At 31.0% G+C, this 24,003-nt stretch carries 25 protein-coding genes; 14 read left to right on the forward strand and 11 right to left on the reverse strand.

The features are described from left to right. The first annotated feature begins 58 nt into the window (after positions 1–58). From HUE53_RS06325 to HUE53_RS06345, 5 genes are all read left to right on the forward strand, one after another. Positions 59–601 carry a toxin-antitoxin system YwqK family antitoxin gene (locus HUE53_RS06325; RefSeq protein ID WP_158649137.1) on the forward strand — a complete coding sequence of 181 codons (543 nt, stop codon included), beginning with the start codon at positions 59–61 and terminating at the stop codon, positions 599–601. Between the two features lie 136 nt (positions 602–737). Further along, entirely contained in the window at positions 738–1,796 is a 1,059-nt protein-coding gene (locus HUE53_RS06330) for a hypothetical protein (protein WP_123906727.1), read from the forward strand. Then, entirely contained in the window at positions 1,771–2,112 is a 342-nt protein-coding gene (locus tag HUE53_RS06335; RefSeq protein ID WP_014166044.1) for a hypothetical protein, read from the forward strand. The genes HUE53_RS06330 and HUE53_RS06335 overlap by 26 nt, the downstream gene beginning before the upstream one ends. After that, positions 2,102–2,593: a PulJ/GspJ family protein gene (locus HUE53_RS06340; RefSeq protein ID WP_192188798.1), complete on the forward strand. Its 492-nt coding sequence runs from the start codon at positions 2,102–2,104 to the stop codon at positions 2,591–2,593. Before HUE53_RS06335 ends, HUE53_RS06340 begins: the two co-directional genes overlap by 11 nt. Then, positions 2,583–3,704, forward strand: a complete 1,122-nt coding sequence (locus HUE53_RS06345) for a type II secretion system F family protein (protein ID WP_014166042.1) — start codon at positions 2,583–2,585, stop codon at positions 3,702–3,704. Before HUE53_RS06340 ends, HUE53_RS06345 begins: the two co-directional genes overlap by 11 nt. A gap of 64 nt (positions 3,705–3,768) precedes the next feature. Here HUE53_RS06345 and HUE53_RS06350 read toward each other — a convergent pair whose 3' ends face one another. From HUE53_RS06350 to HUE53_RS06400, 11 genes are all read right to left on the reverse strand, one after another. Then, positions 3,769–3,990 carry a hypothetical protein gene (locus HUE53_RS06350; RefSeq protein WP_102135394.1) on the reverse strand — a complete coding sequence of 74 codons (222 nt, stop codon included), beginning with the start codon at positions 3,988–3,990 and terminating at the stop codon, positions 3,769–3,771. Between the two features lie 64 nt (positions 3,991–4,054). Then, positions 4,055–5,128 carry a DUF2931 family protein gene (locus tag HUE53_RS06355; protein WP_107317504.1) on the reverse strand — a complete coding sequence of 358 codons (1,074 nt, stop codon included), beginning with the start codon at positions 5,126–5,128 and terminating at the stop codon, positions 4,055–4,057. Positions 5,129–5,192: 64 nt separating this feature from the next. Continuing rightward, positions 5,193–6,239 carry a DUF2931 family protein gene (locus tag HUE53_RS06360; protein ID WP_192188799.1) on the reverse strand — a complete coding sequence of 349 codons (1,047 nt, stop codon included), beginning with the start codon at positions 6,237–6,239 and terminating at the stop codon, positions 5,193–5,195. Between the two features lie 64 nt (positions 6,240–6,303). After that, on the reverse strand, positions 6,304–7,377 hold the full coding sequence (locus tag HUE53_RS06365) for a DUF2931 family protein (RefSeq protein WP_192188800.1): 1,074 nt from the start codon (positions 7,375–7,377) through the stop codon (positions 6,304–6,306). Between the two features lie 64 nt (positions 7,378–7,441). Further along, positions 7,442–8,491 carry a DUF2931 family protein gene (locus tag HUE53_RS06370; protein ID WP_225556187.1) on the reverse strand — a complete coding sequence of 350 codons (1,050 nt, stop codon included), beginning with the start codon at positions 8,489–8,491 and terminating at the stop codon, positions 7,442–7,444. Beyond that, positions 8,481–10,814 (reverse strand): T6SS phospholipase effector Tle1-like catalytic domain-containing protein, encoded by a 2,334-nt coding sequence (locus HUE53_RS06375; protein ID WP_192188802.1) that lies wholly within the window; start codon positions 10,812–10,814, stop codon positions 8,481–8,483. Before HUE53_RS06375 ends, HUE53_RS06370 begins: the two co-directional genes overlap by 11 nt. A 10-nt stretch (positions 10,815–10,824) precedes the next feature. After that, a complete protein-coding gene (locus tag HUE53_RS06380; RefSeq protein ID WP_077225781.1) occupies positions 10,825–11,307 on the reverse strand; it encodes a DUF4280 domain-containing protein in 483 nt (160 codons plus the stop codon). 20 nt (positions 11,308–11,327) lie between these two features. After that, complete coding sequence (locus HUE53_RS06385) at positions 11,328–12,374, reverse strand: hypothetical protein (RefSeq protein WP_077225782.1); 1,047 nt, start codon at positions 12,372–12,374, stop codon at positions 11,328–11,330. Positions 12,375–12,378: 4 nt separating this feature from the next. Then, positions 12,379–13,383, reverse strand: coding sequence for a TssN family type VI secretion system protein (locus HUE53_RS06390; protein ID WP_065212920.1), 1,005 nt, complete (start codon positions 13,381–13,383; stop codon positions 12,379–12,381). Positions 13,384–13,386: 3 nt separating this feature from the next. Continuing rightward, entirely contained in the window at positions 13,387–14,319 is a 933-nt protein-coding gene (locus HUE53_RS06395; protein ID WP_014166035.1) for a hypothetical protein, read from the reverse strand. 5 nt (positions 14,320–14,324) lie between these two features. Beyond that, positions 14,325–14,963, reverse strand: a complete 639-nt coding sequence (locus tag HUE53_RS06400; protein WP_173668577.1) for a C40 family peptidase — start codon at positions 14,961–14,963, stop codon at positions 14,325–14,327. Positions 14,964–15,051: 88 nt separating this feature from the next. Here HUE53_RS06400 and HUE53_RS06405 point away from each other — a divergent pair, with 88 nt between their 5' ends. From HUE53_RS06405 to HUE53_RS06445, 9 genes are all read left to right on the forward strand, one after another. After that, positions 15,052–16,122: a PKD domain-containing protein gene (locus HUE53_RS06405; protein WP_014166033.1), complete on the forward strand. Its 1,071-nt coding sequence runs from the start codon at positions 15,052–15,054 to the stop codon at positions 16,120–16,122. Between the two features lie 33 nt (positions 16,123–16,155). Further along, on the forward strand, positions 16,156–18,624 hold the full coding sequence (locus tag HUE53_RS06410) for an AAA family ATPase (protein ID WP_097609482.1): 2,469 nt from the start codon (positions 16,156–16,158) through the stop codon (positions 18,622–18,624). A gap of 13 nt (positions 18,625–18,637) precedes the next feature. Then, a complete protein-coding gene (locus HUE53_RS06415; protein ID WP_014166031.1) occupies positions 18,638–19,087 on the forward strand; it encodes a hypothetical protein in 450 nt (149 codons plus the stop codon). Between the two features lie 11 nt (positions 19,088–19,098). Beyond that, on the forward strand, positions 19,099–20,463 hold the full coding sequence (locus tag HUE53_RS06420) for a DUF5458 family protein (RefSeq protein WP_014166030.1): 1,365 nt from the start codon (positions 19,099–19,101) through the stop codon (positions 20,461–20,463). A gap of 188 nt (positions 20,464–20,651) precedes the next feature. Then, positions 20,652–21,809 (forward strand): hypothetical protein, encoded by a 1,158-nt coding sequence (locus HUE53_RS06425; protein WP_014166029.1) that lies wholly within the window; start codon positions 20,652–20,654, stop codon positions 21,807–21,809. 3 nt (positions 21,810–21,812) lie between these two features. Next, positions 21,813–22,328: a type VI secretion system TssO gene (gene tssO, locus HUE53_RS06430; RefSeq protein ID WP_014166028.1), complete on the forward strand. Its 516-nt coding sequence runs from the start codon at positions 21,813–21,815 to the stop codon at positions 22,326–22,328. A 17-nt stretch (positions 22,329–22,345) separates the two neighbouring features. Continuing rightward, entirely contained in the window at positions 22,346–22,867 is a 522-nt protein-coding gene (locus HUE53_RS06435) for a hypothetical protein (RefSeq protein WP_041253252.1), read from the forward strand. After that, positions 22,867–23,559: a hypothetical protein gene (locus HUE53_RS06440; RefSeq protein WP_014166026.1), complete on the forward strand. Its 693-nt coding sequence runs from the start codon at positions 22,867–22,869 to the stop codon at positions 23,557–23,559. Before HUE53_RS06435 ends, HUE53_RS06440 begins: the two co-directional genes overlap by 1 nt. Before the next feature lie 2 nt (positions 23,560–23,561). Beyond that, entirely contained in the window at positions 23,562–23,993 is a 432-nt protein-coding gene (locus HUE53_RS06445) for a GPW/gp25 family protein (protein WP_014166025.1), read from the forward strand. Positions 23,994–24,003: the final 10 nt, after the last annotated feature.

The raw sequence follows: 24,003 nt of genomic DNA on the forward strand, positions 1-24,003 counted from the left end.
TAAATTCACTTCTCTACTTTTTATCTCTTTTATATTGTACTCTTTCCAAGACCCTTTTTTGGTTAAAAGAGTTTCAGATAAAGACTTCCGTTATGAGTTTTTTACTACTAATAAAAAGAAAAAGCCTAAAATAAATAAAGACTATTTTTGGTTTAAAGGCGGGCTTATACATAATTCTCAATACGGTATTGGCGGCGAGTTGTTAGATGGTAAATTTTCGAAATTTTACCATAGTAACCAATTGGCTGAACAAGGAACTTTTAAAAAAGGCCTAAAAACAAAAGAATGGAAATCTTGGCATCCTAATGGTAAAATTGCATTTATATATCATTGGTCTTCTGGACTAAAACATGGTGAGTATTTTTCTTTTGATACAGAGGGAAAAATGATTGAACGTGGATTTTATAAAAATGATTTGAAATCTAAAATTTGGATTCATTTTGAACGAAAAGATACTTTAATTTATAAAGAAGGTAAAATCGTAGTGCCTAAAAAACCCAAAAATACGATTCAAAAAACTTCTGACACATATACTAAAACGAGTTTTTTCAAACGTTTATTTCGTAAAAAAAACAAAACTCATGATGCTCAAGGCGCATAGTCTTCTTTATGCAATTTATATCTGTCTGTTGGTTTCCATCATTTGTGGAGCTTTACTCTATTTTTTCAATTTATACAGTTTGTTAAACCTTCATTATAATTTGGAAGAGGAGTTATATCTACAAAATCAATCGACCTTGAATTTTGCATTGGGAAATAATTTGAACGAAACCGATTTTCCCATTGATGAAAACAGCCCGATTCGTAATAGCTATAATGTAAAATCGTATGGTTTACTCAACGTAGTAACTACGCAATCTGTTTTTAAAAACGATACAGTAACTGCTACCCATTTAATTGGGAGTTACAATTTTTTAAAAACGGCATTGTATATTGCCAATTTCACACAGGATATAGCTTATAATGGAAAAGTAAAACTAAACGGCACAACTTACTTCCCTTCTAATTATGTTTCTCCTTCTTATCTAACTAATGAGGTAAATACTTTTATACATACGGGTAAAAAAGAAATTTCTAAACTTCAATTGCCCAAGATAAATCCTAAATTTGATAGAATTTTAGAAGGATTTTATTCCTACAAAAACACTTTAAATATTGATACAAAAGTAAAAGATTCCTTGTTTTTCAATTCGTTTACCAAACCGACACAAGAAATAAACATAGGTAGTAATTTGAGTAATATTATCATAAAAGGCAATTACATATTGCGCAACAACGATTCGATTCGGATTGCTAAAAGTGCAACGTTGGAGGATGTGATAATTGTTTCTCCTAAAATTTCAGTTGAAGAAGGTTTTAAAGGGAATGCTCAATTTATAGCAACTCAAAAAATTAATGTTGGTGCTAAGGTAGTTTTAAATTATCCTTCCGCACTTGTTCTTAAAAGCGAAGAAAACGAGGAAACTCAAATTAAAATTGGAAAAGAAACTAAAATTTTTGGCACGGTAGTTTTATTTGGAAACGGAATGGAAAACATTGCTAAAAACAGCATTGCTATTGAAGATAAGAATTTAGTAATTGGTTCTATTTATTGTACGGGTAAACTTGATTTACAAGGAACGGTATATGGCTCTGTATTTACTAATAAAGTTTTTAGACAAACTAGTTCTTCCGTACATGAAAATGTATTACATAATCTGACGATTGATACTACTAAAAAACCCAATTATTTTATGGATTTCCCTTTATTTATCAATCCAAATACAAAATATGGTATCATTAAAAAACTTAAATAAAGTAAAAGCCAATTCTATTATAGAATCGGTTGTGGCACTCTGTATCATATCCGTATGCTTATATATTGCAATGCTTGTTTTTTCTGCCGTTTTAACCCAAAAATCGTCCCCTAAATTCTATCAAACACAACATAAAGCCAATGCTCTTTTTTATCTATCTCAAATCGAATTCGATTCAATCATCAATCAAACGGAAGCTATTACTATAGAAACAACTCCTGTTAATGCTAATCTGAAAGAATTGACTATTAAATATAAAGACAGTACAGAAATAGAAATTGAGAAAAAGTTTTACTTGCTAAACCATGAAGAATAATCACCTTCCCGCTTTTTCTATATTGGAAGCTCTCATTTCTATGGCTATTGCGGCTATTATTATGGGACTTACTTTTATGGTATTTTCCATCATAACTGAAAGAATGTTGGATTACAAAAAACGGAACCAAGCTACTCATGATGTAAATAGACTTACCTACAGTATTAATAAGGACATTTTTGATAGTGATAAAATGGATATAAGGGACAATAAAATTCAGTTTTCAGATTACACGAGTACTTCCGTTAATTATTATCTAGAAGAAGAAAATATTATCAGAAGTCAAACAGCTTTTATAGATACTTTTAAAATTGCAGTCCAATATTTTCAAGTCGATTCACTCCACAATACTTCGGGTAAAATACATTTTCAAAAAATGAAAATGAAAATAAGTTCGGACGGTATTTTAATGGACTTGATTTTTTATAAACCTATTTTTGCCAACGAACTATTGTATAAAAAATTTAAAGATGAGTTTTGATTTAAACACATATAAAAAAAACCACACTATTAATACCGAAAAATCTTCGAATGTAATTTCTTTCCCCTTTCGCAAAAAATTCTCCGATAAAAAAAAAGAAAATTTCTATAGAGAATTAGGGTTACTCCTAAAATCAGGAGTTGATTTCAAAAAAGCATTGGAAATTTTGAGTAATCAATCTACTCATAAAACCGAGAAAGAAATCATTACGTCAGTAAAAACAAAGGTAAGCCAAGGAAGAAGCATATACGAATCTATAAAGGAAACAAATCAATTTTCACCTTACGAATATTACAGCATTCAAATAGGTGAAGAAACGCGAAAGTTGGAAGATATTTTACATGAGCTACAAAAATATTTCAACCGTAAAATTCAAATGAAACGTCAAATCGTTTCGGTATTGACTTATCCAGTAATCGTATTGATTGTTACTTTCTTGGTTTTGTATTTTATGTTGAATAAAGTGGTCCCTATGTTTAGTTCTGTTTTTAAACAGTTTGGAAATGAATTACCTAAAAGTACCCAACTTATCATCAGCCTATCGAATCATTCAGGCAAAATATTTAGTAGCTTTTTATTTGTAGTTATAATTTTATTTATAACTCATTATTCCTTTAAAAAAAACAATCAATATCGTGCATTTACAACGGGGCTCACTCTACGATTGCCTTATTTTGGCAACCTAATTCAAAAAATTTATCTCTCTCGTTTTTGTCAAGCCATGAGTTTACTTATCACTTCGCGTACCACTTTGATTAATGCTTTATCACTCACGTCAAAAATGATAAGTTTTTACCCCATAGAAAACTCTATTGAAACCATAAAAAAAGACATTACCAAAGGTGCCTCTTTAAGTGAAAGTTTAAAAAAACACCCTGTTTTTGAAGCAAAGATGGTATCTATGATTGAAGTTTCTGAACAAGTTAACCAACTTGATTCTATGTTTGAAAAACTAACGGAACAGTACAACGAAGAAGTTAATCATCAAACCAAAATGATTGGAGTAATTCTAGAACCTATGCTTATTATTGTAATAGGTGTTATTGTAGGGATAATTATGATATCAATGTATGCACCTATGTTTGACTTGAGTAAAATAATAAAAAACTAATCAGATTCTAGTTTTTCATGCCCTTTTCAATCTCTCTATCTAGATACAACTATACATAATACACCTAACGATGAAAAGACGTGTTGTTAGAACTATATTTGTTTACCATTAGAACCTGTAATTCGGGCATAATCAAGACAAAAATAGTTGGAACGGCGTTACTACCGCCTACTCCGTAAGAAAAATTCTCTTGTATCATTTTATCGTGTTTTTTATTTGTGTGTTTGCATCCTCCTAATGGTAGGATAAACAAAAGGATAAGGAGCTTTTTTAGTTTAGTATCCATTTCTTTTACTGTTTAACTTGTTATCATACCTTTTTACTTCACAAAACTTAAAAACATGTATTTCTTATCCTCCCCAAACACCTACTACTTTGTATTTTGTAAGGGGGATTTCTTCCGTTGTACATTTTACTGAAATTTTCATATCGTCGTACATAAAGGTTGGTTTTATAATTATATCTATGGGGGTTTCAGGATATTTTTTCTTTAATTTATCAAATACTTGTAGCATTTCTCGATCATTGAAAATGATTTCGGTAAAATATTTTTTAAAATAAAGATTTGCATTATACGGAATAGAAGTTTCTCTATATTGTGCTACTTCTTGGGGATTATAGGGAACAAAATTAGACTCGCCATTATAATTAATTACGTAATAACCTGTAAGAAAATCTTTTTCATCATAGGATTTAAGTACAAAACGGTACTTGTATTTTTCTCTGTACTGATCCCATAAACCATACGGTATGCCTTTTTGTTTTATTTCTGCTTTGATACTATCGGGAACGGCTATATCATACATGGTATCAAAAAAATCTTTTTGGGTTCTTTGATGGGGATTGTCATAAAAATCGTTTCGATCTACAAAGGTTTCTTTGGCTTGTAAACGACAAATTTCAGTACGATGATGATTACCCGATAACCAGACCACTATACATCCGCCTGGAGCTGCTCCTACAGTTAGAACATCATACGTACTAGGCTCCATTTTATAACGTTCTTCCCCATCTATAATTTCTTTTTGGTTGCCTTCTATTAAAAAACCCTTTTTAAATTCTGCTAAAATTTTATCAGCGGGTAGTGCTGCCTCTACTTTATAAAACTTTTTTTCGGCATAAGCTACATAGGTAAGATTTAAATAATACGGAATAGAACTACCTCCCATACCGCCTTTTGATCCATCTCCATGCCATCCTCCTTGTTCCATACCTGATCGAGGCATTCCGCAAATAAGTTTTTTGTTTTGATCTAACAAATAGCCTATATGTACTTCCGTAGGATATTCTTCAGGCGAGCATACTGTTACCGCATATGAAAAATTCTCTTGTGTCATTTTATCGTGTTTTTTATTTGTGTGTTTGCATCCTCCTAATGGTAGGATAAACAAAAGGATAAGGAGCTTTTTTAGTTTAGTATCCATTTCTTTTACTCTTTAACTTATTATCGTACCTTTTTACTTCACAAAACTTAAAAACATGTATTTCTTATCCTCCCCAAACACCTACTACTTTGTATTTTGTAAGGGGGATTTCTTCTGTTGTACATTTTACTGAAATTTTCATATCGTCGTACATAAAGGTTGGTTTTATAATTATATCTATGGGGGTTTCAGGATATTTTCTCTTTAATTTATCAAATACTTGTAGCATTTCTCGATCATTGAAAATGATTTCGGTACTATAGGTTCTAAATATAAAATTACATGTATAAGGAATTCCTTTTATCATGTATTCTTGTTTATTTAGTTTTTCTTGTAATACCTCATCTGCTTCTGCATTGTAATACAAATAATAATTATGAGTAAATTTATCTTTTTCATCATAGGATTTAAGTACAAAACGGTACTTGTATTTTTCTCTGTACTGATCCCATAAACCATACGGTATGCCTTTTTGTTTTATTTCTGCTTTGATACTATCGGGAACGGCTATATCATACATGGTATCAAAAAAATCTTTTTGGGTTCTTTGATGGGGATTGTCATAAAAATCGTTTCGATCTACAAAGGTTTCTTTGGCTTGCAAACGACAAATTTCGACACGATTATTACTTCCTGATAACCAAACCACTATACATCCACCTGGAGCTGCTCCTACGGTTAGAACATCATACGTTTCATGGACGATATCTCCCTTATGTGTCATACGATCATATCCTTTTTTAAATTCTGCTAAAATTTTATCAGCGGGTAGTGCTGCCTCTACTTTATAAAACTTTTTTTCGGCATAAGCTACATAAGTAAGATTTAAATAATACGGAATAGAACTACCTCCCATACCGCCTTGTTTTCCTTCTCCTTTCCAACCGCCTTCATTGGTTCCTGATCGAGGCATTCCGCAAATAAGTTTTTTGTTTTGATCTAACAAATACCCTATATGTACTTCCGTAGGATATTCTTCAGGCGAGCATACTGTTACCGCATATGAAAAATTCTCTTGTGTCATTTTATCGTGTTTTTTATTTGTGTGTTTGCATCCTCCTAATGGTAGGATAAACAAAAGGATGAGGAGCTTTTTTAGTTTAGTATCCATTTCTTTTACTCTTTAACTTATTATCATACCTTTTTACTTCACAAAACTTAAAAACATGTATTTCTTATCCTCCCCAAACACCTACTACTTTGTATTTTGTAAGGGGGATTTCTTCTGTTGTACATTTTACTGAAATTTTCATATCGTCGTACATAAAGGTTGGTTTTATAATTATATCTATGGGGGTTTCAGGATATTTTTTCTTTAATTTATCAAATACTTGTAGCATTTCTCGATCATTGAAAATGATTTCGGTAAAATATTTTTTAAAATAAAGATTTGCATTATACGGAATAGAAGTTTTTCTATATTGTGCTACTTCTTGGGGATTATAGGGAACAAAATTAGACTCGCCATTATAATTAATTACGTAATAACCTGTAAGAAAATCTTTTTCATCATAGGATTTAAGTACAAAACGGTACTTGTATTTTTCTCTGTACTGATCCCATAAACCATACGGTATGCCTTTTTGTTTTATTTCTGCTTTGATACTATCGGGAACGGCTATATCATACATGGTATCAAAAAAATCTTTTTGGGTCCTTTGATGGGGATTGTCATAAAAATCGTTTCGATCTACAAAGGTTTCTTTGGCTTGCAAACGACAAATTTCAGTACGATGATGATTACCCGATAACCAGACCACTATACATCCGCCTGGAGCTGCTCCTACAGTTAGAACATCATACGTACTAGGCTCCATTTTATAACGTTCTTCCCCATCTATAATTTCTTTTTGGTTGCCTTCTATTAAAAAACCCTTTTTAAATTCTGCTAAAATTTTATCAGCAGGTAGTGCTGCCTCTACTTTATAAAACTTTTTTTCGGCATAGGCTACATAGGTAAGATTTAAATAATACGGAATAGAACTACCTCCCATACCGCCTTGTTTTCCTTCTCCTTCCCAACCGCCTTCATTGGTTCCTGATCGAGGCATTCCGCAAATAAGTTTTTTGTTTTGATCTAACAAATACCCTATATGTACTTCCGTAGGATATTCTTTAGGTGAAGTAACCCCTACTCCGTAAGAAAAATTCTCTTGTATCATTTTATCGTGTTTTTTATTTGTGTGTTTGCATCCTCCTAATGGTAGGATAAACAAAAGGATAAGGAGCTTTTTTAGTTTAGTATACATTTCTTTTACTGTTTAACTTGTTATCATACCTTTTTACTTCACAAAACTTAAAAACATGTATTTCTTATCCTCCCCAAACACCTACTACTTTGTATTTTGTAAGGGGGATTTCTTCCGTTGTACATTTTACTGAAATTTTCATATCGTCGTACATAAAGGTTGGTTTTATAATTATATCTATGGGGGTTTCAGGATATTTTTTCTTTAATTTATCAAATACTTGTAGCATTTCTCGATCATTGAAAATGATTTCGGTACTATAGGTTCTAAATATAAAATTACATGTATAAGGAATTCCTTTTATCATGTATTCTTGTTTATTTAGTTTTTCTTGTAATACCTCATCTGCTTCTGCATTGTAATACAAATAATAATTATGAGTAAATTTATCTTTTTCATCATAGGATTTAAGTACAAAACGGTACTTGTATTTTTCTCTGTACTGGTCCCATAAACCATACGGTATGCCTTTTTGTGCTATTTCTGCTTTGATACTATCGGGAACGGTTATTTTATATAAATCATCTAGAAATTTTTGTTGACTTTCTGTTTTATCTACAAAACCTAAAAAATCATTCTTATCCACAAAGGTTTCTTTGGCTTGCAAACGACAAATTTCGACACGATTATTACTTCCTGATAACCAAACCACTATACATCCGCCTGGAGCTGCTCCTACGGTTAGAACATCATACGTTTCATGGACGATATCTCCCTTATGTGTCATACGATCATATCCTTTTTTAAATTCTGCTAAAATTTTATCAGCGGGTAGTGCTGCCTCTACTTTATAAAACTTTTTTTCGGCATAAGCTACATAAGTAAGATTTAAATAATACGGAATAGAACTACCCCCCATACCGCCTTGTTTTCCTTCTCCTTCCCAACCGCCTTCATTGGTTCCTGATCGAGGCATTCCGCAAATAAGTTTTTTGTTTTGATCTAACAAATACCCTATATGTACTTCCGTAGGATATTCTTTAGGTGAAGTAACCCCTACTCCGTAAGAAAAATTCTCTTGTATCATTTTATCGTGTTTTTTATTTGTGTGTTTGCATCCTCCTAATGGTAGGATAAACAAAAGGATAAGGAGCTTTTTTAGTTTAGTATACATTTCTTTTTCTTTTACCATTTACTATATTCGGGTAATCTTTTTCTACCAAAAGATCTATGCCTGAACTACCATAAGTAGCGTTCCAGTGCAAATAGTGGTTGCGTAGGAATCTAATATCTTTGTTTATTTCTTCTTCTTTTTGTTTTTCGCGTTCTTTATTCACACTTGCCTTAGAGGCATCTGTTTCATATGTTGTAGCGGGTTCTTTGTATTCTATAAAACCAAAAGGCATCCCCCCATTAAACGTATAATCTTCTAGCTTTTTTTTGATCCGTTCTAAAAAGGCTATATTTCCAACTATATGATTTCCTAAAGTATGTGCTTTGGGATCATTGTAGGTGTTTTCGTAAAATCTTTTAAAAATTAATAACTTATCTAGCTGAATAGGTACCTTTTTTATACCACAAATTTTTGCCATAATATGCAGAGGGATATAGCTGTACTGATTACTAAGCCACTTTCTGTTGCCCTCTAAATAGCATTTACGTGCATTCGCATTTAAGTCCCATCCATTTTGAAATTTCATAAAGAGTTGATCTTCTTTAAACCAACCCTGTCTGATGAGTTCCTCTCTTACTTTTTTTAAAGAAGGAAGATCCCATTCTACCGCAATTCTTTTAGGATTATCTGGTTTACCATCTTCATAAGCGCCTCCTACATCGCAATGTACTCCAGGGTAGATGAGCTCTATTCCTCCTTTTTTGCCACTTTCAGGATGGGTTTTAGCAACGGAAGAAATATCTGCTAAACTAAAATTAGCACGATGCTCATCTGCTGCTACCATGTGTACAACATAATCTGCTTTGTTTACACTATCCAATCCTAGGTCTTTTATATCATTATCCTGAAATAGCCCATGATGCGAAACGGTGTCATAAATACCTACAAAACGAACGTTAACTTGTGTTTGTGCATCTAAAATCCCGTTTTCTTGAAGCAACTGCCCTAGGAGTCCAAAATGAGGCATGGTTTTGTATTTATAAGAAACAGGCAATTGATTCTTTTGCAAGTCTAATACAATCGAGTCACGCTCCTTTTTTTTGTACACAATAGGATTGTAGGGAGGATGTGTAACTATGTGTACAAAATGCCGTGCGGCAGCGGCACCACGACTAAAACCAAATACGTCAAAAGTTATAGTTCCTATTTTTTGATCTGATTTAATATTTTTTAATTCTTTTACAACGTCTAAAATGGCTTTTTTTACATTATCCATAATACCTGAACTGCCCATACCAAAAGCGGGACCTTCTATGAGGTCGTTGTCTTTATAATCCTCTGCCCGCAAGGTTTGCCCTTGGTTTTTAGGAGCTGTATTGGTACCTATACCGCTTATATAAATTGGAAAAATATTTCTTTGCTTATCAAATTTATAATTTTTATACAATATAGCGGGATTGGAGAGGTCGTTTTCATAACTACTTTGCATTTCATCAAGATCGCCGTGGTCTTGATAAATATCTACAGCTCGAGATTGGCTTACACCTAAACCACTGGTATTGATTACTTTTTTTCCTTCTGCATACTGTCTTAGTTCCGTATCATACATATTGTTTAGGGTACCATCTAAAAAAACACCAAAGGTAAAATGTACGGCTTTCTTTCTTTGTTTTGCTTTGTTTTCTACTTGGCCTATTTTCGCAGGATTATTGCCTGCATAGGGTTGTATCATTTGTGTGAGTTCATTATTTACCTTTATTTGTATTTGGTCTTTTATCTGGTTTAACTTATTGTAATAGTGTATTTGTGCGTAAAACAAGTGTACTTCATCATTTACATAATCACTGTTATTGAGTTTTTTTTGGTAAAGACTCATATTGGCAAGGTCTAGGTAAGCGTAGCCATTCTTTGTAACGCCTTTAGTGTAGTATTTTCCCATATTCCGAGAGCTATCTCCATGACCGTCTAGGTATTCATCTTCAAAAATCGTTATTTTAAGGATGTCCCCTTGGGGAATATTTTTGGTTTTTATTACTAAGGTGACTTTGTCTAGATAAGCCACTTCTCTATGATCTATTTTTTCTCCATTTACATCTCTCCAATAAAGGTCGAGTATTTCGGGTTTTCCTGCTAGGGGTTGTATTTCAGTTGCTATATCTTCTATTTTATTGGTTTCAGGATTTCTTACTTTGGCAATTAGTGTAAAGGTATTTCCAACTGTATTAATTCCAAACTTAAAAATCCCAGTTCCATTTTCGGTAAGCAATTTAGCATTGTTATATACTTGCCAAAGAATTACAAATGTTGTTCCTCCGTCATTATCAACTACTGTATAGCTGTAATTTTTGTTTGTATATGGTCTTATATCACCTATTATTTTCATCTTTTTGTTCTTATAGGGTTACAAACGTATCATCATTTTCTATAGCGTCTGTTTCTTCTTCTAAAAAATCTATAAAAGGACATAGCTCTGCTATTATTTCGGGTTTTGCATTTTTTATATTTTGTTGAGATACTTCAGCTGTTTGTCCGTGATTTGTAATGGTTATACAATCTTTTCCTCCTATAGGACAGGTGGCTTTGTTGTCTTCTAACAAAGCGTGTCCTTTGTTAATATCTAATGTAATTTTTTTGTAATAACCACTCCATTCTGTTATTGTGGCCTGACAAGGGTTGTTATTCATCTTTGAGCAAGATCCAAAGGTATTTTTTTCAAAGGTTTTACCAATATCTTTATGGGTTGCCATTCGTTTTTGAGTTCCTTTATGATCGTTGATATAATGTTTATCTTGGGTCAGTACTTTTAATTTATCGGGTGCTGTTCCAAAATTACATTTGCATACGGCTCCTTGGCAAACAAGATGTTTTTCGCTCATAAGATTGTATATTTAGTTGTTTAAATTTGTTCATAACATTCAAAGCTAATTTTTCGGATGGTATTATTGAGTTCTAAATCCACTGTTCCAAAAATGGAGAAGACACTGTTATCTTGTGCATTAAGCGTGTAAACAAATGCAAAATCTCCTTTTACTTTTTCCCCTATAAGTTCTGGATCATGAATGGTTTTTCCGTTTTCTATTTCAGTTGCAAACCTATTGTCTATACAATGCCCTTTTGCGTGAATTATAAATTTGTTTGTTTCTGAAAGAGTTTCTTCTATTTGAAGGGTGATTTCATACAAGACTTTTGGTTTTTTAGGAAAAATGGGTAGGGACAAATTGAAAGTATATGTTTTTTGATCATTAAACGTCTCGTATAATGAAACAAAGTACAGAACAAAAAACCAACTATCTAAGATCCCTCGTTGTGTTTGTCCTCGGTATTGTAATTGATGATTTATTTTGTTAAATAAATTTTCTGCGACGCTGCCTTTGTAATAGTTTTCTAATTGTATTTTTTTTGTTTTCCACCTTTTTTGTATTTCAGGAAAATTAGCAATGATTTTTAGTTTAGCATTGTTGTATAGTTCGAGTTCTAATGGATAAAAAACGTTTCCTATTTCATCTGCTATTTGTTCTATTATAAGATCTGGTCTTTGGTAATTAATATAAAGGGGGTATCTCTTTATAACTATGTTGTTTAGGGTGTTTTTCTGAAGTTTAATTTGATAATGAAGAAAACTTATTTCTTCATCATTTGTTGTTATACGCTGTATGATTCCATATTTTTTGTTAAATGATGGGGGTACATACAGCGTATTGATTGCTTTATAGAAAGGTTTGCTTCTTTGTTTTTTAGCATAAAAATCAATAGTTGTTCCTAGAATAGGAATACAAATATTTTCTACATGGGGTTGTATATCAGATTCTATTAAATCCTCTACTGGGCAATATATATTATGGAACCATCTAAGTTCTTCGGGTAATAAATTGAATCTATTAGCTAATTCTTTTAATCGAATACTGTTGGGTTTAATTTTATAAATCTGATATTTTTCTTTCATTTTATTAGCTTATGGTTTCCATTTGATCGGTTTCTTTTTTATTATTTTTGCCAATTCTTTTATCGTCCTTTTCTCTATCGTATTGATATTCTAGATCATCATTATCATTGTCTTTACTATTTTCATCTAATACAATTTCATCCGTTCTCATACAAACAATAACGGCATTTTCGGTAATTGTATTCATATAAAGTGTTTGAGTAGGATCTATATATTTAGCAGATTCATACCATTTTGTTTGAAAAAAGAATACCCAGCTGTACAATCCGTTTTGGTCTTGAATTGCAATAGGTTCGTCTTCATGTTTCGCATTATAGTCTAAGACAAAGTTGTAAAACAGGCGCCCAAAATCTAATCTTGTAGGTCCTTTTGCCCTATATTGTCTGTATTTTTCATCTCCATTATCTTTTTTAATTAAAAAAGTAATTACCACTAAATCCCTCATTTCAGAATCACTTACACCTGCTATTTCTATGTAATTAGCAGGAAACTGCCATGTTTTATATACTTTAGCGGGTATAATCATTCCTATATTAAATGTATCGTAAATTAGTTGAGGGATAAAAAATAGAATAAAATGAGTAGACATTAGGTACAATAAATCGGGCCCGTTTAAGAATGTATGAGTTATGGCAAAGCTAAAAAAGGAATAAACAACGGTTATGAGTATAAAGAAGTAGACAAACCAAACTTCGCTTTTTTCAAATTTATTGAAATAGTTTTTATACAAATAGACTTGTAAGATTCCCAATAACAATGAGGATACTTGATAAAATACAAAGCAATTCATAGCATTATTACTTAATAAATTATTGAATCCTAGGAAAGTAATTATAACGTATAGTAAAGCAACTGATAATTCATAAATTATAAATTTATTTTTATATTTTTCTTTAAAACCTGGTGTTTTTTGAATAAAAATCATGGTTAATATTGTACAAACGGCTATTGCAATTATAATAGCCGACAGCAGTTTTAGTTCGATAAGATTGATAAAGTATTTTCTCATTTGTTAAATAATTGTGTTGTATCCTAGAATTGTGTTTTTATTGGTAAATTCAAAATTTTGTTGGTCGTTAGGAATAAGTATATTCGTTTGAAGATCTGTTTCCATAGGAAAAAAATAGTCATAATAGAGATCTAAGAAGTTTTTTATTTTACCGTCCAAAATATAATCTAAAAAGGAGGAGTTCTTAAGGGGGCCTATCTGTACTTCTAAGTGTAAGGAATAATCATCATATTCCATACCTGATATAAAATCTATTCCTAGTTGAGCTTCCCCTAATGATATCGCTAGTTTTTCATCTGAATACTGTTGTGATCCTTTATTTATTATAGAAACTTTTTCATCAAGAAAAAACGATAATAATTCAGTAGCTAAACTTATGTTTCCAACTATTTGATAAGTATAGGGTAAAAAATGTATTAATTTGGAAGCTAAACGATGCGGTATTTCTTTGCTAATCCCCCAAAATTCATAGAATAATTCGGAAACCGATGGATTGTTTAATTCCGTAAGAAAATGGGTTTCAAAATCTTCCAGAGATACACCATGTGCAAAAAACTCATTTTCGAAGGGTTGAAAAAAAACGCGTGCAGCCTTTTCTTCTCTTTTTTGAGTTTGGTATTCACTAATCATCTTGTTGACCCCTTTATCAGGATATTCATTTTTAGATTGATGAAATACGCCTTCTGGAAGCAAGTCATAAAGACTATCTCTTGATAAAGTAAAATTTAAATATTCTTTTTTATCTAAATTAAAGTCTTTTATATCAACCTCTAGTATATCTCTTCTGTAGGTCCTAGAAAATTGACTTTCCTTTTGAACAATGAATTCATTATCTGTGATAATTTTATTATTTAATAAATCATTCACTATTACTTCGGCTCGTATATCTGATTTAATATTTCTAATTAAACGCAAGATTTCATTTAAATGGGTCATACAGCTTACTTTTTTGATTTAGCTAATCTTCCAGCAGACACAAATCTTAACTGAAAATATTTGTCATTAAAATTATAAATATCAAGCCCTTCAGCCGTACAAGCTATAATTCTATCGTTTTTCAAATAAATCCCTACGTCTGAAATAGGATGGTCTTTATCATATCTAAAAAATATTAAATCGCCTTCTTGGAGGTATGTTCTCCCTGTAAAAAGTTGTATTAACTTAGATCTAAACATGCCCGCAGGATCTTTAGGCAGCACTTCATTATAAACTTCACTATAAAGAGTTTGTGCAAAAAAGGAACAATCTGCCCCTTCTTTTAGATCCAGAACTCCTTTTTTGTAAGGGGTTCCTACCCATTTATCTACATAAGAATACAGTTCATAATTTTTAATTTCCTTAGGCATTACTCCTAAAATTATGGAATATTTTTCCTTTAGTTTTAAATCTTCGTCTTTTAAATTATCCTCATTATCATCGATAACGACTTCATTTCTTAGCTTACTTAATTCACTTTTTTTTTGTTTTATAACTTCTTGAAAAGAATATTGATAAGGAACATATTTTAAGTACTGCCTTGAAGAACACGAACACAAAAGAGACGCAATCAATAGGGTTTTAATATTTTTGATAATTTTCATCAGATCTTTTTCACAAAAATAAAAATTTTTAAATAAAAAAACTATATTTGTAACAGGTTGTTCAAACAAATATTTATTCCTAATCAGAGTGAAACGATTTTTTAACAAATTTAATTATTTAACCAAAATAGATGTAAGAATCTTTTTAGGTTTTGGACTTTTAATCCTTTTAGGCTTTGGAATATTCCTTTTTAAATATTCTCGTCATATAGATTGTAACAATGGTAACTTTTTAATTACAGCTGACGAATTCAAACCTAATGAGGTGGTTGAGTTTTTTGACAACACCAAAGGTGCTTCAAGTTGGGAGTGGGATTTTGGAGATAGTACAGTTGTCGATAACCGACAAAGAACATTTCATAAATACAAAAAAGAAGGAGATTATGTCGTTAAACTAATCGTGAACGGAAGTTGTTACTATGAAAAATTAATACGAATAACAAACGTTGGACAACAAACAGGGTATCTCCCCTTAATAAAAGCTCCAAATGTAGCTTTCTTGGGAGAAGTTGTTCGCTTTAGTGCTGAAAAAAACGGAGGAGAATCTTGGGAATGGAGTTTTGGGGAAACTACATCGTTAGATGCCGTAGGACAAAATGTGTCCTACAAATTCAAAACAACTGGAGAAAAGAAAATAACCTTAATCGTTAATGGAGACTTAGAGCACATTGCCACTAAAATAATCTATGTTGCTCCAAAAGTTATTGTTGCTAAACAGAAAATAGATATGGAAACCTATGAATATGAAAAGCCCCATTCTACCTTTTCTCTTCCTCGAGGAATGGCTAAAAAAGACCCTCTAGAAGATATGTTAGGATACATTCCTGTATCTCCAAAACATGATACTCATAAAGAATCAACCGAAAAAACAAAAACAACCGAAATATCTAACGAACAATTTCAACTATTACTAAAACAAGTAGCAGCTCAAGTAAAAACCAAAGACGATTTTAAAGAGTATTTGTGTGGCAATTTTGAAATCCCTGTTGTTGTAAATGATGATAACGTAATGTCTTTTTCAGAATTATGTAAATCTATTTCTGGAAAACAGATTAAAATAACATTCCTACAATTAAATAGAAATGAAAATAATAACTGCATTCAGAACATTAATATCAAATACAAAACCAAAAAATGGATGATTTGGGTAAAAGAATAGAATAATTTATTTTTAATACTAGACAAACTAAAAATGAATCAAGAAATTACATACAATACAGAGGTTAATAAAGCTATAGATATTGCACAAAAAATAGGTAGAGACAATTTAAATTCACATTTTAACGGAGCTCACTTACTGAAAGCAATCCTTAACAGAGATTTATCATTATTAAAACAATTAGAATCTCAAGGAATTGATGTTTACTACATTGAGGAATGGGCAGAAGTTAAGATTGAAGAATCTCCAAAGTCTACAAACAAATATTTTTGCGAACCCGATGAAATCATAGACGAAATCTTTGCAGAGGCAGATTCTATAAGAGACGAATTAAAAGAAGACGAAATAACATTATTACACGTAATGTCTGCTATCTGTACTCCTGGAGTTGCTTTTAGTTTCGAAAAAATGAAATCGTTCCCTATAACAAGAAACGACTTGCTAAAAGATACTTTTAAAAGTACAGCAAAAAACACTCCATCTATCAATAAAAATGGGTTTTTACAAAAATACTGTATAGATAAAAATCAACAAATAAAAACAAAAAACAAAAAAGAACTACTAATAGGTAGAGATTTAGAAATAAACAGTATTACCGAGATACTTTGTAGATACAGCAAACAAAATGTAATTATCTTAGGGGATTCTGGCATTGGAAAGACCTCCTTAATAGAAGGTTTTGTTCAAAAAGTTTTACTCAATCAAATACCTGACTTGCTATCTCAAATAGAAATTTTCGAACTTGATATGGGAGCCTTAGTTGCAGGAGCATCCTATAAAGGAGAAATAGAAGACCGAATAAAAAATATTGCTCAAGAACTTAAGCATATTCCTAAATCTATTTTGATAATAGAAGAATTCCACTCGCTTTTTGGAGGCAATGGTTCCGATACAAACATAGTAAATTTACTAAAAAGTGAATTGTCCAAAGGTCTTACGATCCTAGCTACCTCAACAATAGAAGAGTACACCAAAAAAATCGAAAAAGAACAAGCCTTATCGGGAATGTTCGAACTCATTAAATTGGAGGAAAAAGAGGACGAAACCCATTTTAGAATGTTGAAACAAACATTGCAAGATTATCAAAAACATCATGGAATAACAATAGATGATGCTACTATAAAGGAAGCAATCCGATTTTCAAAACGATATATGAAAGAAAAAAGTCTACCAGCTTCTGCAATAGACTTAATAGATCATACCATGTCCGTACTAAAAACGACGGGAGATACTTTTATAAACGAAAGAGAACATTTACTTAATGAAATTAAAAATATTGAAGAAAATATTGGAGAAATAGACGAAGATGAATTAATGTTAAAATCAGAATGGTTTTTAAATGATTTGTTCAACAAAACAAGCTTTCTTTATACCACTTCAAATCATGACATTAACATTAAAAATTTGCACTTTGAAGGAATTTCAGAAATCTTAAATTTCTGTCGAAAATATATCGAAACACTTGAAAAAATAGCTAATGAAAAAAGAACGCATATTACAGAACTTGATTTAGCCTTAATCATCTCGCAAAAAACAAATATTCCAATAGGAAAATTAAAAAATGAAGAAAAACAAAAACTAAATGACATGGAAAAAATTCTTGCCCAAAGAGTTGTTGGACAAGATCATGCAATTAGTATTGTTTCAGAAGCTATATTAGAATCCCGTTCGGGCTTAAGCAAAGCGGGACAACCTATTGGTTCATTCTTTTTCTTGGGACCAACAGGAACAGGAAAAACAGAATTAGCAAAATCATTAGCCGAGTTTCTTTTTCAAGATGAAAATGCCATCATTCGTTTTGATATGTCAGAATTTAAAGAAGAACATTCCGCAGCATTACTTTATGGTGCCCCTCCAGGGTATGTTGGTTATGAAGAAGGAGGATTATTGGTAAATAAAATCAGGCAAAAACCTTATTCCATCGTCTTATTTGATGAAATAGAAAAAGCCCATAGTTCCGTTTTTGATGTCTTTCTTCAACTAATGGATGAAGGAAAGTTACACGATAGATTAGGAAAAGAAGGTGATTTTTCCAACGCTATTATCCTATTTACGTCTAACATTGGATCAGATTTTATTGTAGAATCCTTTGAAAAAGATGAAATACCTACCAATGCAAAACTACTTGAAATCATGAGCAGGTATTTCAGACCCGAATTCTTAGGTCGATTAACAGAATCGATTCCTTTTAGACCTATAAGTAAAGGGAACGCATTAAAAATATTTGAAATCCATTTAAAAAAGGAATTAATAGATTTAGCAAAAAGCATCCATATTAATTTAGTCGTAAGTCAAGAAGTTAAAGAATTTCTTGCTGAACAAGGGTACGATGCAAAATACGGAGCACGTCCGCTAAAAGGAATCATAAGAGGAAAACTCAGAAGACCTTTAGCCAAAAAAATAGTTGCAATGGAATACAATGAAGGCGACACCGTAAAAGTTTCTCTAAAAAATGGAGAATTATGTTGGGAAAAAATCAAATTAAATATAGAGTTAAACTAATAAATTAAGTATTATGTTATCAAATCATGGAATTGGTGGTAATGAAGTACCATTAGACGCAAACGAAGCAATAAGCGAAATCCCTCAAAACAGAACAATTATTGCTCAAAAACTAACTGCAGAAAGTCCTGTAAAACCAGAACTAGTAGAAGGATTAACAACCATTGAAAAAGTTTTCGATCATTTTAAACCTGAAATAAAGGTTGATTTTGAAAATTTAGATGGTTCTACTAAAATGGAAAATTTAAACTTTAAAAACCTTGGCGATTTTGGTGTAAAAGGAATTACTCAACAAAGTAACTTTTTGACAGGTCTAGAAACAGAAAAAGATCAGTATCAAAAAATTATTAAACAACTTAAGAGTAATAAAATTCTAAAAGGTGCATTAGAAGATCCTGATGCAAAAAAAGCATTGTTAGATTCATTACAATCTCTTATTAAAGAACTAGAAGAAAACAAATAAACAAACTACTAATGGCACAAAATAAAGAAAGTCAACACGTTGACAGTACAGTTTTAGAACAAAAGAAGGGACAGGCTAATTTAGAAGGTAGCCTAGAAAAGTTAGCAAAATTCGGTGGTTTTGATCTATTAGAAACAACTATTGAAGGAGCACAAAATTTAAATCCTGATAGAAAAGCAAGAAGAAAAATTTTTCTTTCTGAAAAGGATAAAGAAAAAGAAAGAGAATCTTTAAAGAAAACACTTAAGCTTTGGGCTGATGTTCTTTCGGACGCAACAAGTATAACTGACATGGTTTCTAATTGCGAAGATAAAAGAAAAGAAGCAGAGGATTTATTGAAGAAAAATTTATCAAGAGCCGTAGAAGTCACGAAAGAATTAGAAACTAATTATCGTACAATAGCGCTATTTTATAAGAATACAGAAACGGACAAGGTAAAAAATGTTACCATTATTAATTCTGATTTAGAACAATTAAAAGATTTAGATAATACTCGATTTATAGACACAATTCATGCAGAATTAGTGAATAACTATGATCGTTTAGATCTAAAAAACAACTATGGTATTTTAGTAATCCCAGGGTATTTAGGTTCTAATAAAGTCGTTGAAAAATGGGCTAAAATTGCGCATGAAAACAAAGTTATGTTAGTCACAGACTTTGAACATTTAGACGAACCAGATGACGTTATGGAAATGTTTGACCAAGCTTATCTAACAGGAGGCGAAGTGTATCGTTCAAATGTATTAATGACTTGTAACTGGCTTGTTGGTAGAGGGCGATTTGAAGAAATTCAAGAAACAGAAGACCTATACGTTGCTCCTTCAGCTGCCTTAGCTGGAAAAGTATACAAAACATTAATGTCTCAGGTAACAGCTGGTAAAAAGTACGGAGGAATTAACGAAGTAGATGGCGTAAAATTTGACCTAAAAAAGAGTGAAATTGCTAATTTAGAAAGCCTTGGATTAATTCCTATGGTAAACGAATACGGAAAAGTTATGGCGTTTTCTGCTAAGACTCTTTTCAACGGTGATAATTTAGGTTTACAAACCTATTCTGTTGTTAGGGTTTTTGATTATGTTACAAAAGTATTAATGGATTTCTTAAACAGAAGAGCTTTTGAAAACTTTACAGCTGTAACTCGTAAAGAAATCATGGGACAAATCGTTCGCTTCTTAGATTCAATAAGTGGTCCTGGAAAACTAATTGAAAATTTTGAAGTAAAAAGATTTGAACAAGATCCTATACAAAAAGATAGAATTCATTTAGATATTCACATGAAACCGTATTTCCCTGCTAAAAACTTCCTCATTAAAATGGATGGACACAAAGGAGATGATGGAAATGAATGGGATACTGAGTACGAACAAAAATAAGAATTAACAAACAACCGTTTCTTTTAGAAACGGTTGTTTTATAAGTTAATAAAAAACACTTCTTAACATCTATTTAGCTCATATACAGCAACATAAATAGCCAAAAGTCTTCTTATTAGCTTCTATTTGTATTTTTTGAATTAACTCAACAAAGTTTTTAATTTAAAAAAATCAAAAACACAAAAATAATGATAGAAAAACTAAATTATTTCCCTGTCAATTGGATTGACGGAATGAAAATAAACAAAAACCATTTTAATTCAATTCAAAACTTCATTAATGATTCCATAAAAGATGCTGTGGGTTTGCATACCTCTTTAATATCTTATGGACTATTGCCTTCTAATAATCCTATCAAACTAAACCTAATGGTTGATAGCCATAAATCATTAAGAGTACAAGTTCAAGAATGCCATGCCATAACACCTAATGGTTCTAGAATTGAAATAGATGATAGAAGCGAAACAGTTAATACAAATTCCACCTACCTAGAAGCCTCCTACGAAATCAAAGGCGATGAGAGCTTAAAATTATGGGTTTGTATCTCTGTCAATTACTTTAAAAGAATACCTTTTGGTGACTCTGATCCCGAAGAAAACCCTCCAAGATATCCTTTTACAAAACCTGAATATTTATTAAGTCTTATTCCTGAAAATGAATTGGTAAATGAAACTGGTTTAGGAGGAAACTTTTTAATAATAGGAAAAGTACTCGTAAACTCATACGAATCAAAAATAGATAATGCTTATATTCCACCATCAGTATATGTAGGAAGTCACAAACGACTACAAGAATTGTATGACGAAATCAATCGTTTTTATGGACAAATAGAAATATTTTCTATACAAATTGCTCAAAAGATTAATTCTAAAAAACAAGCAAATGAATTAGCTCTAATGATGCTATTAGTAACCGATAAAATATTAGACTATTTAGGTGTAGAAATCAACAAAATCAGATGGTTAGGAATACACAAAGCACCTTCTGAAATGCTTCTTTCTGTTATTGGGTTAGCAAGAACACTTAAAAACTTATTTGATTCAAAGTCTGGAGCAGGAAAAGAGGAATTACTAAATTATTTTGCAGATTGGTGTAATGTTAATCAAGGGACTTTCGAAAACATTTTCTTAGAATTGATAAATAACAATTACAATCACAATCAAATTGATATAAGCGTCTCAAAAATTCACAAATTTATGGATGTATTCGAAAATCTCTTATCTTCTCTAAGTCGATTAGATTACATAGGTAAAAAACGAGATGGAAGTATTTTCGTATCTGAAATTACAGACGAAAGAGACAGCCTTTTATATGGAAAAAGAAGTAAAAGTTTTTTAGCAGATTAAACCATGGAAATACTTAATAAAAAAGAACGTTCTAAAGCGTTTGTATCTTTTGTATTGTTTTTTGTAATAAGTGTAACTGTCTTTATGTCAGCGCTCTTATTTAATACTTATTTCCCTTTTAGAGAAAACGAATTATTAAAAACAGAAAACTTTAAATTGAAAAAAGAAATTGAAATTCAAAACAAATTTTCTTTTCAACTTGAAAAAGTCAAAACTACTGTAGACTCTATTAATGCACCAGGTCAGAATGATTTCTTCAATGAAAAATTAGCTCTTTCATTGTTAGCAGAAATGTATAATCAACTGCCTAAGGATACATTAAAGAACAAAATAATGTATAACAATACAATTATTGCTTTCAAAGATCTAATTGACGCAAAAAAACAAGTAAAACAATTAGCAACCAACCACAAACTGATGGATAGTTTGAGCACTATAAATAAAACGCTAAAAGATGAATACGATAAAATGAAACGCGATTTAGAAGTTTGTAGACAAATCTATCAACAAGCAGAATAACACTTAAAAACATAATCATGAATAGTATAAAGAAGTTATTTCTATGTTTTTACATGATAAGCTTTTATTGTGTTGCTCAAAAAAATGTAAAAAACACAGTAATAGATAGTTGTCAAATTACTCAAACCAGACAAAAACTAGATGGTCGTTTTTTTGCTAGTCCTAATCCTATACTCTTTATAGTAAATAACAGTAATGGCATATTTACTACATTACAATTAGGAAAACGCAAACGCAAAATATTTATGTACTTTAAAATACATGACAATAGTGTATGTATTGAAGAAAAAAAGATTTTCGATTTCAATTTCAAAAATGGGGATGTGATACACTTAGGAAATCATTTCCCCATAAATTGTGATGGTATTTTTATTCATCAACTAAACAGAAGGACTTTTAAGAAATTAATAAGCCTAGAGTTAAGTAGCATAAAAATCTTTACTGTTCATAAAAATTATGAAATTTTAATAAACAAATCTCAAAATGCAGAGATTATAAAAAATTTAATTTGTTTAAAAACCTATAAAATAAAGAAATAATGAGTCCAATACCAGAACTTAATTTATCTTTAGGAATGACTGACAATCCAGGTTCCCCTTTTTATGGTGGAAAAGGAGAAATGGGACAAGTTTCAAAAACAGATTCAGGACTTCGAACACATAAAATTTCTTTAACAATATCCGATTTAGAAATTGGAAAAATCACCTTAACAATCAACAAACAAAACGTAGAAATACCTACTTATAAAATGATTGTTAGCGATGATAAAACAAATGAAACCACGGTTTATCAAGTAACAAGAGACATCTTTAGCTTTGTGAAAAAAAACACAAAAAAAGGGTTCTTATCATTTTTTGGTTTTAAAAACTTTGACAAAAGTTCATTTCTCTATGAAAACATTCCTTACGAACCTATAGATGAAATAGAAACACTTCATATTTCAAAATATCGAAACATTTCACACGATAGTTTAATTTATCAATTCAACAATCCTGAAAAAGTATATCTCTTTTCAGGGAATATTAATGAAATTACAATTCCAGAAAACAACCCCTATTTTATTATTATAGATAATAATGATGGCAAAAGTTTCATTGGTGATATCCTTTATAGAGAAAAATTCCTCAAATTAACTCCTAGAGTTGAATTAAAAATAATTAAAAGAAACAAATTGCCAAAAAAAATGGAAGTAAACGAAAATGGAAGTATTCAAAAATTAATTTATCTATAACAATGATTAGAGGTTCTTATTTTAAAATACCTATTGACTTTGACGCAATAATAAAAAAACAAGATGCTATAAATATTAGCATTGATACGTCAATAGCCCAACACATTTTTCTAATAGCAACTACTTCTTTTGGAGAGTGCAAATTTAATGATGACTACGGAACCGAAATATGGGAAATGGACTTTGATATTTTAAAAAGTGACAATATATTAAAAGAAACCATTACAAATACTTTAAAGAAAGCCATCGCAACTTACGAAAAAAGGCTTTCCTTAGAAGATGTTACCGTAGTCATATCTGACAAAAACATTGGAAATATTAGTCGAAAAAGAATCAAAAAATGTGTTTCTTTTAGTGTTAAAGGACAAGTTTTTGAAACCAATAGACCTTTTTTATTCCAAAGCTCATTTTTTGTCGGCCCCTTATCCTATTAATCCCTCTTTT

This window comes from Flavobacterium columnare, from assembly GCF_014844295.1.
GTDB lineage: Bacteria > Bacteroidota > Bacteroidia > Flavobacteriales > Flavobacteriaceae > Flavobacterium > Flavobacterium columnare.

Coding starts and splice junctions, on each gene's coding strand:
- tssO (WP_014166028.1), top strand. CDS start 21,813: ATGGAAATACTTAATAAAAAAGAACGTTCTAAAGCGTTTGTATCTTTT.
- HUE53_RS06370 (WP_225556187.1), bottom strand. CDS start 8,491: ATGTATACTAAACTAAAAAAGCTCCTTATCCTTTTGTTTATCCTACCA.
- HUE53_RS06345 (WP_014166042.1), top strand. CDS start 2,583: ATGAGTTTTGATTTAAACACATATAAAAAAAACCACACTATTAATACC.
- HUE53_RS06435 (WP_041253252.1), top strand. CDS start 22,346: ATGAATAGTATAAAGAAGTTATTTCTATGTTTTTACATGATAAGCTTT.
- HUE53_RS06420 (WP_014166030.1), top strand. CDS start 19,099: ATGGCACAAAATAAAGAAAGTCAACACGTTGACAGTACAGTTTTAGAA.
- HUE53_RS06385 (WP_077225782.1), bottom strand. CDS start 12,374: ATGAAAGAAAAATATCAGATTTATAAAATTAAACCCAACAGTATTCGA.
- HUE53_RS06375 (WP_192188802.1), bottom strand. CDS start 10,814: ATGAAAATAATAGGTGATATAAGACCATATACAAACAAAAATTACAGC.
- HUE53_RS06410 (WP_097609482.1), top strand. CDS start 16,156: ATGAATCAAGAAATTACATACAATACAGAGGTTAATAAAGCTATAGAT.
- HUE53_RS06440 (WP_014166026.1), top strand. CDS start 22,867: ATGAGTCCAATACCAGAACTTAATTTATCTTTAGGAATGACTGACAAT.
- HUE53_RS06390 (WP_065212920.1), bottom strand. CDS start 13,383: ATGAGAAAATACTTTATCAATCTTATCGAACTAAAACTGCTGTCGGCT.
- HUE53_RS06350 (WP_102135394.1), bottom strand. CDS start 3,990: ATGGATACTAAACTAAAAAAGCTCCTTATCCTTTTGTTTATCCTACCA.
- HUE53_RS06340 (WP_192188798.1), top strand. CDS start 2,102: ATGAAGAATAATCACCTTCCCGCTTTTTCTATATTGGAAGCTCTCATT.
- HUE53_RS06415 (WP_014166031.1), top strand. CDS start 18,638: ATGTTATCAAATCATGGAATTGGTGGTAATGAAGTACCATTAGACGCA.
- HUE53_RS06425 (WP_014166029.1), top strand. CDS start 20,652: ATGATAGAAAAACTAAATTATTTCCCTGTCAATTGGATTGACGGAATG.
- HUE53_RS06445 (WP_014166025.1), top strand. CDS start 23,562: ATGATTAGAGGTTCTTATTTTAAAATACCTATTGACTTTGACGCAATA.
- HUE53_RS06380 (WP_077225781.1), bottom strand. CDS start 11,307: ATGAGCGAAAAACATCTTGTTTGCCAAGGAGCCGTATGCAAATGTAAT.
- HUE53_RS06355 (WP_107317504.1), bottom strand. CDS start 5,128: ATGGATACTAAACTAAAAAAGCTCCTTATCCTTTTGTTTATCCTACCA.
- HUE53_RS06360 (WP_192188799.1), bottom strand. CDS start 6,239: ATGGATACTAAACTAAAAAAGCTCCTCATCCTTTTGTTTATCCTACCA.
- HUE53_RS06395 (WP_014166035.1), bottom strand. CDS start 14,319: ATGACCCATTTAAATGAAATCTTGCGTTTAATTAGAAATATTAAATCA.
- HUE53_RS06400 (WP_173668577.1), bottom strand. CDS start 14,963: ATGAAAATTATCAAAAATATTAAAACCCTATTGATTGCGTCTCTTTTG.
- HUE53_RS06365 (WP_192188800.1), bottom strand. CDS start 7,377: ATGTATACTAAACTAAAAAAGCTCCTTATCCTTTTGTTTATCCTACCA.
- HUE53_RS06335 (WP_014166044.1), top strand. CDS start 1,771: ATGGTATCATTAAAAAACTTAAATAAAGTAAAAGCCAATTCTATTATA.